The organism is Bacillus sp. EB106-08-02-XG196 (assembly GCF_013396335.1).
Lineage (GTDB): Bacteria > Bacillota > Bacilli > Bacillales > Cytobacillaceae > Neobacillus.
Map to the genome: position 1 here is coordinate 31,616 of NZ_JABWSY010000015.1, position 11,293 is coordinate 42,908.

The window sequence follows — 11,293 nt, forward strand, 5'->3', positions numbered from 1 at the left end:
GTGACTCCTAAAAAAAACGAGCATTCCTCCCTCTGGAGAAATGCATCTACTTGGTCAATCATCATAACAGTTCTATTTTTGATTACTACTACAAACACACAGAAGAGCATCTTTGTTCATTTACATGATACAAGATTTCTTCTGATTTTTTGGTAGCTCTTAGTCAAACAAAGAAATCTAGGAAGACCCATTTTTGGTGATAGTTCCTTTGACTTATACTAAATTTGTTCTAGTAGTCACAAGCTTTTGCTACTTTGGTTATATGTTTAAATTCATTTAATAATATAGTAGCTGTCCACAATTACCCTATCTAGTCTGCTATATTCCACTATTATGTCCCTAGTGATATTACAGCAACCTTGGCTCACTATCACTCATCAACACATCTTTTCTTTCAGATTGGTCTTTAGTGCAGAGGCCATTAATGAATGCTGGAAAAGATTTTAGAAAAACCGTTAAGATAGTCATTTCACCCACTCCTCCCACATAAAAAAGTGCCGGTGCCTTCCAAAATTCGGAAGGTACCTGGCACTTTTATCTGTATGAAAGTGGATGCTATGCAATCCCTCCCTTGCCTATCTATTCAGATTAATTCTAAAAACGAACAGATCATTAAGATCCCTTTATCATGGACCTTGGAGACGCTTCTACTGAACTACTTTTTATTAATTTGAACAGTGAGAACCATCCCATGGTACATTCACCTCTCACGCGAAAAATATCCCGCTATTGCTGGGATACCCCCGGAATCCTTCTTCATGTCACGAAACGAGACCACCTCCATTCCTCTATAAAACTCGAAGTCTAGTAAAGATTCATGACAGTTCAACGGCTTTTGATGAAAGGTTTTTTCATAAAATTGAATGGCTTCCTCCTCACTAAGGGCAAAGATAAAGACAAAATCCCTCTGGTTCATCTTTAATGAGTAAACTCGAACCTTATTGATTCCTAATACATTGGTTCGAATCATTTCTGCCACTTGCTGGTGGTTTGCTAGATCAAAATTTAATTTGGAAATGTCATCCTCTAAAGAAACTTTCTTCTCTTCTTGTAAATGGTGAATATAATGGGCCAATGAAGAATCTTCATATAGAAAACAATCAAAGTAAGCGTCATTTATTAACACCATCTACCACCCTATTCTCTGTTTTTATCCTTTGGGTCCTCGATTTTTCCTGTATGCTCGTTGTAATCCACAAACGCTGACCCCACTGGACCATTTCGATTTTTCGATACAATGATCTCAAGGGAAGGATTCTTAGTTTCCTTGTCATAATAGGATTCACGATACAGAAACAAAATGACATCGGCATCCTGTTCCACACTACCTGATTCCCGAATATCAGACATCATCGGCTTTTTATCTGCTCTCGATTCTACCGATCGATTAAGCTGTGCCAAACATATTACGGGGCAATCAAAGTCTTTTGCCATTGTTTTAAGTGATTTGGATATTTCCGTTACTTGTTGATGGGAATTCCCTCCGTACACTTGACTTGAAGAGATCAATGTTAAGTAATCAATAAAAATGACCGGTTTCTTGAATGGAAATTGGTGGATCATTTTCCTCGTTTTCGCTCTAATTTCGGCAATACTTTGCCCAGCTCCATCAAAAATTTGTATATTGGTTTTAGCTAGTTGACCGAGAACATCGGACCAGGAATTCTTTTGGTCTTGATTCAGCATCCTTTTCAAATCTCGCATTTTTCTTCGGTTAATGTTTCCAGTCGAAGCAATGAGTCGAGAGGTTATCAGCTTTTCCGGCATTTCCAAAGAAAATAGCAACGGTAGGAACCCGGCCCAGCCCGACATTTTGGCGAAATGAAGCATAACATCCGTTTTTCCCATGGAGGGTCTTGCTGCCAGAATGGTTACTTCTCCATTCTGAAAACCCCCGGTCATCACATCGAGCTTTAGGATCCCTGTTGTGGCTGTATTCAGAACGATTGGGTCTTCCCAAGGTGCCTCATACATATCTGCCAATGCCTGTGTTAAGGAGGTATGATCCTTCATTTTACATTGATTAATTTTATCCAGTTCGGTGGTAATTTTCGAAATCTCCCAATCGCTCACTGCTGCCACTGTTAAGATATTCCTTTTTTCTCGCTCCTTCCACGAAGAAAGAATGAGCTCCTCCGTAGACTCGAATTTCTCAAGATTCGCGTATGATAACAGTTCAGACAGATAGGACATTCCACCAAAGAACTCAAGGTCAAGCAAAGATGCCAAGGAGATTAAATCATTATTCTCGAACCGTCCCTCTGGAGTTCCTAAACTAAAGATGATTCAAAAATGTTCATTTCCAATGTGTAGAAAAATAAAGACATGGTAGCACCTGCAAAATGCCAGATGCTACCATGTAGGAAATTGATGCTATAATAATTTACACACTATACCGTTATAGTATTGAGTTCTTTTAACTGATAGGAAGTACTTTCAGTTGTAACTGCATTTATTAGTTCAATCAAACTGTAATGATGCGTGAAGAATACGATTTGTGTGTGTTTGGATAGTTCCAGTAGTACTTTTAATGTTTCCTTGGACCTTTCGTCATCAAAGTGGACGAGAATGTCATCCAATATGAAAGGGATTGGTTCATTGTCTTTTACATACTGTTCGATGCTTGCAATTCGTAGGGCGAGGTATAACTGATCGGTTGTACCATCAATCATACCTGAAACTTCTACCTTTTCATCCTGATTGCGAACCCCCATGATAATGGGTTGGTCTTTTTTGTCATAGTCGACGGTTAATCCATCAAAGGATCCTAATGTTAGTCGATTAAAAATTTCGCTTGCCCGATTTAGGATGGTGCTTTGATTGTTTTCGCGATAGTATTCTATCCCTTTTTGTAACAAGACTGAAGCTAACTTATAATTGATGTATTCATCGGTGTACTCTGCAATGGCTGCTAGCTTACTTTGTTTTTTTCCACTGCTTTTACCGTTGCATAGTTTGTCCCTTCAATTTTTTCGGTGTACTCATTTTTTACAACACCATGTGCTTGTTCCATTTCAGATCGAGCTTTATCCAATTTTTCCAATTCTTCTAGAACTTCTTCAAGATCAATATCAAGCGTATCCTTATTTGCAAGACCCGCCTCTACCAACAGGTCATCCAGCATTTGACCGTTACCCAGTTCGACAATCTGTACTTCTAACTGCTCAATTTTGTCATTCCACTTACACTTTTCTTTATAGTCAGACTCGATTTTTTCTAACTCTTCAATAGAATCGCAACACGCTTGCTCTACATTTGGGGGTTATACAAACATCCATTAAATCCCCGGTTGCTCACAAAATTCAACCTGCTCCAGATATTAATATTTTTTCTTATTGCTATATTCTCCTCTTTCCTTAAGTGTTCAAGGTATTTATAGGGTGGATTCATGATATAAGCTACTCGTGCATAGCCTTCTCTCAGCAGTGTCCCTTGAATGGATTCTCCGTCCACATACACATAGGCTAGCAATCTTCCGTAAGCATCTCTTGTGTTTCCTTCTTCTAACTCTATTGTTATTTCTCCACTATTAGCTAACTCCTGATTCCGAAGAAACGCTTCCTTAGCATAGAATTGTACACATGTTTTGGGATTTTTCGATTCCGGTGTATCAATCAATAAATATCGGACTGTTTCCAGTTTACCGTTAACCATTCCTCTAATGGTATCTCCATCGATGATTTCTACTAACCTTATGGGGACTTTTCTTACTTGATTTTCGGTTACGGGAAGGGCGTTCTCTACCACATGTTCTTCTTTCTCTATTGGGTATGAATAAAATGCTAAACAAGCAGCTGCTGCGATCATGGCAATGCCTCTCGTTTCTTTTCTCATGGCTAATCCCTCCCTTCCTACATTCAGCACTCCCGCGAAAAATATCCCGCTATCTCCGGAAAACTCTCGAATTCCCTCCTCATGTCTCGAAATGAAATTACTTCATTTCCTCTATAAAACTCGAAATCTAGTAAAGATTCATGACAATTCATTGGATTTTGATGGAATGTTTTTACATAAAACTTGATAGCCTCTTCCTCACTAAAGGCAAAGATAAAGACAAAATCCCTTTGGTTCACTTTTAGTGAGTAGACTCGAATTTTATTAAAGCATAATTCATTGTTTCGAATCATTTCCGCCACTTTCTGGTGATTGGCTTGATCAAAATCTAGTTTGGAAATGTCATCATCTAATGAAATGATCTTCTCTGTCAGTAAATAGTGAATGTAATGGGCCAATGAAGATTCTTCATATAGAAAACTGTCCTGGTAAGCGTCCTTTATTAACATGTCCTTCCACCCTATTCAATGAATTTTTCAACCTATCTGCTCTACGTTCTTAGATGGCTAATAGAAGATTATGCACTTGGCATACTCCCTTCCTTTTCTTCCTCTATTCCTCCCGTACTCTGGTTGTAATTCACAAATGTGGATCCAACCGGTCCATTCCTGTTTTTCGATACAATGATTTCGAGCGAATCATTGTTTGTTTCCTTGTCATAATAGGATTCACGATACAGGAACATAATGACATCGGCATCCTGTTCCACACTGCCTGATTCCCGAATATCAGACATCATTGGCCGTTTGTCTGCCCTTGATTCAACCGATCGATTAAGCTGTGCCAAACAAATGACAGGGCAATCAAAATCCTTCGCCATTGTTTTAAGTGATTTAGATATTTCCGTTACTTGTTGATGGGAATTCCCTCCGTAACCTTGACTGGAGCGGATCAATGTTAAGTAATCGATAAAAATGACCGGTTTATTGTGTGGGTATTGATGCATCATTTTTCGGGTTTTCGCTCTCATTTCGGCCACCGTTTGTCCTGCTCCATCAAATAGTTGCATATTGGTTTCAGCTAGATGACCAATCACATCTGACCAGATATTCTTCTGGTCTTGGTTAAGCATTCTTTTCGGATCTCGCATTTTTCTACGGTTAAAATTCCCCGCGGCTGCAATAAGACGAGAAGTGATCAGTTTTTCAGGCATCTCCAAAGAAAATACGAGCGGCAGAAATCCAGCCAAACCCGACATTTTGGCAAAATGAAGCATTGCGTCGGTTTTCCCCATCGATGGTCTCGCAGCTAGAATCGTTACTTCGCCATTCTGAAAGCCTCCGGTCATGGTATCAAGCTTTTGGATGCCTGTTGTAGCCGTATTCAGGAGGATTGGGTCCTCCCAGGGTGCCTCATACACATCTGCCAAAGCCTGTTTTAAGGAGGTGTGATCCTCCATTTTCGATTGGTTGATTTTATCCAATTGTGTAGTAACCTTAGCAATATCCCAATCATTCACAACCGCCCGTGTTAAAATGTTTCTTTTTTCCCGATCCTTCCATTGAGTAAGAATGAGTTTCTCCATATTCTCGAATTTCTCGAGATCACCATACGATTGCAACTCAGCTAGATAGGACATTCCACCGAAGTATTCAAGGTCAGGCAAGGTGCTCAAAGAGATTAAATCAATATTTCTGCCTGACCGGGTGAATTCCAGCATTCTCCGCATTAATTCTTGATGCCGTGTACTTTCCAGCTGTTCAGGCTGAATCACGGTATCCTTTAGTAAGTACTCTGCCTTGATCAAACTTCCTAAAAACGCTTTTTCCGCGATACTCACCAATCTTCACCATCCGTAATATCAAGGTCAAATCCACGTGGAATATATCTCCCGCCAGGAACCGATTCCGTTGCTTTCTTATACTTTGATACAGTCTTTTGGTTCTCTTGATAGTCATCAATTTCTTCTACCGATAGTAAAGATTCATTTTGCCAGTTTTTCAGAATCCCAACTACATAACTCAGCCTTCGTTTGTTATTGGCACTTGCAATATTCAACGCCTTTAGAATCACGGCTTTCGGATGTAAAAAGCCAGAATCATCTAACCAGGATAACAGCTGCTCTTTAGCATTCACGTTTGTATAGCCAAATCCATTTTTATCCCAGAACTCGATAATTTCTTTAACATCTACTTGTTGGTTTTCTTCTTCCTTATCTTCTTGTCTATCTATCGAAGGACCATTAGAAAAGGCAGCTTCTGGAACTTTCCATTGTGGTGCTATGTATGTATTATTTTCATCTAGTTCATTAACTTCCTTGCTGGAGGTAAACTCTTCTTTATTACAAAATGATTCATATAGATTACGGAATTCCATTTTTTGGACCGATTCCAGAACAAATGGTATCAATGAGGAATCTCTCACGTTTTTTAATTCAGATAAAATACAATCCATCATGGGTTTCCCGGCTTTATCAAAGTTAGTGTCGCCCCATGTTTTAATCGCAAGCTCTCTCGTTTCAGGATTGTAGCGAATCAACTGGTGGTGCGTGATGAATCGTTCCATTAACGAATGAACACTTTCAATGGAATAGCCCATATCAAAAGCCATTTGTTTCTTCGTAATCTGATAGATTCCAATTTGAGTAGTACGTGAATTTGTTAAAAGATATAAATAAAAATATCGATCCTCCGGCGTCATCTCCTCAGAAACAATCGGATCCATCCAAAAATCACAGCGCACCTTTCTAAACTTACCCATCCACAACACAACCCTTCATCTCATAAAATACCTTCACCCTCTATATATTGAAAAAAGTAGAAAAAGGACAGGGTCATTTCAAAAAAAGACCATGGGAAGACCATGGGGACGGTTCTATTGGTCTATTTTTAAAACTTTTGATAAGAAAGGGTCTCTAACACGCTTAAAATCTGTAAAAAAATTTGTTGGCAATCAAAAAGTACCAGAATGAATATAGAAAGGTACTCATACAACCTTAAGGGTCCGTGCGCTTTTGGGGATTGGAACATAACAAACATTTATATGTGATACATGGGGAGGAAGTAGCTAATAGGGAAATGGGAAACAAAAAATTCAATATAACCGAATCCAGTGATCTCCAAAACTCAATAATTTCTTTAACAACAACAAGTTCCTCTGTGTTCTGCGACGGATGATCCCTTTTTGATTACGATCAATTATTGGCTGAAAAACTTCTTGTTGTTTTTCTTTTTCTTTTTCTTTCTTCTTTTTCTTCTTCTTGTCCACGTATCGTACAACGAATCGTAAATGTATCGTGTCCAGGTATTTCCTTGCTGAATATAACCTCTCACCTCTAGAATAAATTGAGTCAGTGAGGTATGCCTCACCCCTTAATTTCAAGTAAACACTTGTCAACACTTGTTTCAGAATTGAAGCGAATTTATTTATGGTGGTTACATGAATCAATCGGTGACAAATGGACACTTTCGATCGACTTTGTTAACCTCAAAGCAAAATGGCTTGGAGGCAATCTCCAAGCCATTTTTGGGGTATTTCCATATTTCTAAGATTGATAGGTACATACAGAATCCTGCTAATCCAACAATCTAAGAAGATGTTAATTTAATGAATTCTTCTGCATCTTGTACGCATAATTCCATCCCTTTTTCCCAGAATTCCTCTGAAGTAATATCTTCTCCTAAATGCTTCATAACTAAATCTTCCACAGTCATACTTCCTGAATCGCGAAGTAAGGCTAAATAATCTTTTTCAAATTCTTTTCCTTTTTCCTTTGCCTTTACGTAAATGCCCAATGCAAATAAATATCCAAAAGTATATGGGAAATTATAAAAAGGCGATTGAGTAATATAGTAGTGTGGTGTCCAAACCCAAGAATAAATGGAAGGTTGTTCTAGGGAATCAGCATACGCCTCTTTTATTGATTCTTCCATTAACTGATTTAGTCGATGGGCTGAAACAATACCTCCATTACGTTCCTTGTAAAATCTCTGTTCGAATAAGAACCTCGAATGAATATTCATAAAGTTCATTACACTGCGTTTTAATTTTTCATCGAGTATAAATAGTTTTTCTTCTTTTGAATTTGCCTTTTTCATAGCTGCATCAAAAATAATCATTTCGGCAAAGGTTGAAGCGGTTTCAGCAATACTTAACGGATAACGCTTATTCAACGCATTAACAGACTTCATGGCATGATTATGGAAAGCATGCCCAAGTTCATGCACAAGCGTTAACACATTTAAAAAAGTGCCGCTAAATGTCATAAAAACTCTTGATTTACCTGTGAGTGGAAAGCCAGCACAAAACGGAATAGCGGACTTATTTGGACGATTTTCTGCCTCTATCCAACCTTCATAGAAAGCTTGCTTCACGAAGCCTTCCAATTCGGTTCCAAACTGACTAAAATGTTCCGTAATCAGTGTAGCAGCTTCCTCGAATTTTATCTCTTGATTACTTTTTGTAACGGGAGCCCAAAAGTTATAAGCCTTCATACTAGATCCGCTTATCATTTCAGCTTTTCGCTTCAAGTAATTCGAGAAAGGTTGTTTATATTTACTAATCACTGCCCACATCGTATTCAGCGTTTCTTCCTTCATTCTGTTCTTTTTCAAAGGATCTTCTATGGCACTTTTTATCCCCCGTTGGCTATTTACTTGTATACGAAAGCCAGCAATGTGATTGATTATTTTACTGAATAATTCTTCTTTCTCTTTCCATATAGATTCTAATACATAATGAGCTTCCCTACGGACTTCTTCAATAGGATGCGACCGCAAGTTAATGGCTTGTCCAACTGATAGATTTTCTTCTTTTCCATTAATAAGAATCTTTACGCTAATACCACTTACTAGATCATTATAGAATTGTCCCCAAGCATGGTACCCATCAACCATGAGATCCGAGATTAAATTTAGCTCCTCTTCAGACAAATTCTTATCTGCATTTTCACGCCATTCGTTTAGAATAAATCTATATTCTTTTAATTCTTCGGTCTCTAGTAAACTTTCCCAAACATCTTCCTTTGTATATGTTAATATCTTCTTTACTTTCGATAATTCTTTTTCATAACGAGATTCTTTTTGAGCAATCTTGCCTCGTAAAATAGCTGCATCTTGATCCTTTGGATTTTGTGCAAGGAGACAAGTGATAAACGAAGTAGCTTGCGATACATACAAGCGAATGTTACCGACGTTTTCTATTAAATCTACCACTTTCATTACTTCGTTTGTTGAAAGTGGAGTAATTAATGAATGAACTCTACCTTCTAGGTCAAGAACAAGAGCTTCTAATCGATTGATATGATCTAAAAATTCACTTGATTTTCCTCCACCCATAAAAACCTTATCTAGATTCCAAACTTTCGGATAGATTTTTTTCTCCATTATTTACTTCCCCTAATATGTATGCTTTATAAAAAAACGAACATGCATTCCTATCATAACATATTTTAGAGTTAAAAAATTCGTTCAATGATTTTTTTAGGATCAATGTCTCTTGTTCAACTCTTCTGTCACGTTATTCAAATCATTTTTTTCTTCTATTAATTTGGTAATTCTATTTCTAGAAACATCGATAATTCTGCTTATTCTTGTATAATATTAATAAATCAACAAAAATAGAGTGCTAAAACCTTAAAAGCTTTAGCACTCTATTTATAATGGTATGTTATTTTTCCTCAAAAATTGAACTACTTACTTTTCAAAAGTCCGATCTAAAATTGGTTTAAGCCAATATCCCCTCAATTTTTTCAATAACCTCACTCGTAAGTTCAATTTCAACGGCTTTGACATTTTCTTCTACTTGGCTTGGTCTACTTGCACCAATTAATGCGCTTGAAACATTTGGCTGACGTAAAATCCATGCTAACGCAAGGCTAGGTAGAGTGATTTCTAATTCCTTGGCGATTTTCTCTAACTGGTCCACCTTAGTAAAGGTAGTCTCAGTCAACATCCCCTTCATGAAGTTGTTGATTTCTGCGTTTGAGGCACGGCTATCTTCTGGAATGGTATTTCCTTTATATTTTCCTGTTAAAATCCCCTGAGCAAGAGGAGAAAAGACAACTTGTCCAATCCCATGCTTTGAACTCACCGGAATAACTTCCTTTTCAATATAGCGGTTTAACATGTTATATACAGGCTGGTTCACAACAATTCGATCTAAAAGGAATTTATCAGCCACACGGACTGCCTCTTCAATCTGAGCCGCACTCCATTCACTTACACCAGCATAAAGAATCTTTCCTTGACGGATTAAATCATCAATGGCTCTCAACGTTTCTTCAACTGGCGTTTCTTGATCATAGCGGTGACAGTAAAAAATATCAACATAATCTAAGTTCATTCGCTTCAAGCTCGCATTGGCTTGTTCAATCACATGCTTCCTCGATAAACCGCGATCATTCGGACCTTCACCCATTGGCCAGAACGCTTTTGTCGTAATGACATAGGATTCACGTGGATATTCCTTTAAAGCCCCAGCCATAACCCGTTCACCTTCACCACGCTCGTAAACATTGGCAGAATCAAAGAAGTTAATCCCTAGTTCATATGCTTTATGTATTGTTTTCTCAGCAGTGTTATCTTCAACCGTTTTCCCGTAGGTTAACCAGCTTCCTAAACTAATTTCACTTACCTTTAACCCACTATTCCCTAAACGTCTGTACTTCATCGAAAACATACCTCCCTGGATAATAAGAAAATGACCTTCAGATAAACTATATAAAATTTGGACTATTTTTACAATTATGAAATACTGCAGGATTGGATTAAAAGATGGAAAAGGACAGGTTGATTTATTTTTTAGTAAATAAAAACACTCAAAGCTTTTAGCTTCAAGTGTTCCATTCCAATGTTTTCTAACTTATTGGCGATCTAGGAAGTTGCTTTTTGAATATCCTCTTTATGCTCAGATAAGGAACTAATGCTTGGAATACGAAGTAATTCTTTTAATTCCTCAACATTTTGATGATGATGCTTGGATACAAATTCGGATAATTGACTCATGTTCTCACCTATTCTTTTTTATTTTTTTAATTCTATTTGACTCAAAAAATATGAATAAAATAGACAAAGGGCTCTGAAAAAGGGAGAGAGTTTCTTTGAACGGATTAAAAGTGCCTGCACTCAAGTTAGTATCTAGGAAATTAAGAGCTTTTGCTGAATCAAGCCGATTGTTAATCCGACTGTACCTAGCTCTTATATATATATTTAATGTTACCTCTTGATTCATTCTAAGGAAATCTATTACAAATTTTTCTTTTTCATTTATCACATTATTATTATTTCCTTGTTTTCCAAAAATAGCTTTTAACACTTTAAAAAATACCATTCTAGAACCTCCTTATAATAGGTATTGTCGTAGCAATCCATCCTGACTCAAGTACTGGCTTAATATTTCTTTCATTTTTTATATACTTAAACAAACAATTTCTGTAATTTGGGGGAATTTTCCCTTTTTATTTCATTATCCTGTCTCTTTACTTCAATAATGAACAAGGATCCCTCATCATATGTTTCTT

General features: G+C 37.3%; 13 protein-coding genes. All 13 read right to left on the minus strand.

The annotated features are described in order from the left end of the window. Positions 1 to 700: 700 nt before the first annotated feature. A complete protein-coding gene (locus MLOOGBEN_RS21650) occupies positions 701 to 1,126 on the minus strand; it encodes a hypothetical protein (RefSeq protein ID WP_179160359.1) in 426 nt (141 codons plus the stop codon). 11 nt (positions 1,127 to 1,137) lie between these two features. Next, positions 1,138 to 2,229 carry a DnaB helicase C-terminal domain-containing protein gene (locus MLOOGBEN_RS21655; protein ID WP_256989213.1) on the minus strand — a complete coding sequence of 364 codons (1,092 nt, stop codon included), beginning with the start codon at positions 2,227 to 2,229 and terminating at the stop codon, positions 1,138 to 1,140. 161 nt (positions 2,230 to 2,390) lie between these two features. After that, positions 2,391 to 2,858, minus strand: coding sequence for an ATP-binding protein (locus MLOOGBEN_RS21660; protein ID WP_179160360.1), 468 nt, complete (start codon positions 2,856 to 2,858; stop codon positions 2,391 to 2,393). A gap of 53 nt (positions 2,859 to 2,911) precedes the next feature. After that, positions 2,912 to 3,124: a hypothetical protein gene (locus tag MLOOGBEN_RS21665; protein WP_179160361.1), complete on the minus strand. Its 213-nt coding sequence runs from the start codon at positions 3,122 to 3,124 to the stop codon at positions 2,912 to 2,914. Between the two features lie 125 nt (positions 3,125 to 3,249). After that, positions 3,250 to 3,834: a thermonuclease family protein gene (locus tag MLOOGBEN_RS21670; protein WP_179160362.1), complete on the minus strand. Its 585-nt coding sequence runs from the start codon at positions 3,832 to 3,834 to the stop codon at positions 3,250 to 3,252. 23 nt (positions 3,835 to 3,857) lie between these two features. Then, the gene (locus MLOOGBEN_RS21675) at positions 3,858 to 4,283 is read right to left on the minus strand and encodes a hypothetical protein (protein WP_179160363.1); all 426 of its coding nucleotides are present in this window, start codon (positions 4,281 to 4,283) and stop codon (positions 3,858 to 3,860) included. A 68-nt stretch (positions 4,284 to 4,351) separates the two neighbouring features. Further along, positions 4,352 to 5,614, minus strand: coding sequence for a replicative DNA helicase (locus MLOOGBEN_RS21680; RefSeq protein ID WP_179160364.1), 1,263 nt, complete (start codon positions 5,612 to 5,614; stop codon positions 4,352 to 4,354). Next, positions 5,611 to 6,534 (minus strand): DnaD domain-containing protein, encoded by a 924-nt coding sequence (locus MLOOGBEN_RS21685; RefSeq protein WP_179160365.1) that lies wholly within the window; start codon positions 6,532 to 6,534, stop codon positions 5,611 to 5,613. The genes MLOOGBEN_RS21680 and MLOOGBEN_RS21685 overlap by 4 nt, the downstream gene beginning before the upstream one ends. A gap of 333 nt (positions 6,535 to 6,867) precedes the next feature. Then, positions 6,868 to 7,041, minus strand: a complete 174-nt coding sequence (locus MLOOGBEN_RS28980) for a hypothetical protein (protein WP_218781286.1) — start codon at positions 7,039 to 7,041, stop codon at positions 6,868 to 6,870. A gap of 320 nt (positions 7,042 to 7,361) precedes the next feature. Further along, complete coding sequence (locus tag MLOOGBEN_RS21690; RefSeq protein ID WP_179160366.1) at positions 7,362 to 9,158, minus strand: M3 family oligoendopeptidase; 1,797 nt, start codon at positions 9,156 to 9,158, stop codon at positions 7,362 to 7,364. A gap of 340 nt (positions 9,159 to 9,498) precedes the next feature. Next, a complete protein-coding gene (locus tag MLOOGBEN_RS21695) occupies positions 9,499 to 10,443 on the minus strand; it encodes an aldo/keto reductase family protein (RefSeq protein ID WP_179160367.1) in 945 nt (314 codons plus the stop codon). Between the two features lie 203 nt (positions 10,444 to 10,646). Then, positions 10,647 to 10,778 (minus strand): hypothetical protein, encoded by a 132-nt coding sequence (locus MLOOGBEN_RS29445; RefSeq protein ID WP_256989214.1) that lies wholly within the window; start codon positions 10,776 to 10,778, stop codon positions 10,647 to 10,649. Between the two features lie 4 nt (positions 10,779 to 10,782). After that, positions 10,783 to 11,103: a hypothetical protein gene (locus MLOOGBEN_RS21700; RefSeq protein WP_179160368.1), complete on the minus strand. Its 321-nt coding sequence runs from the start codon at positions 11,101 to 11,103 to the stop codon at positions 10,783 to 10,785. Positions 11,104 to 11,293: the final 190 nt, after the last annotated feature.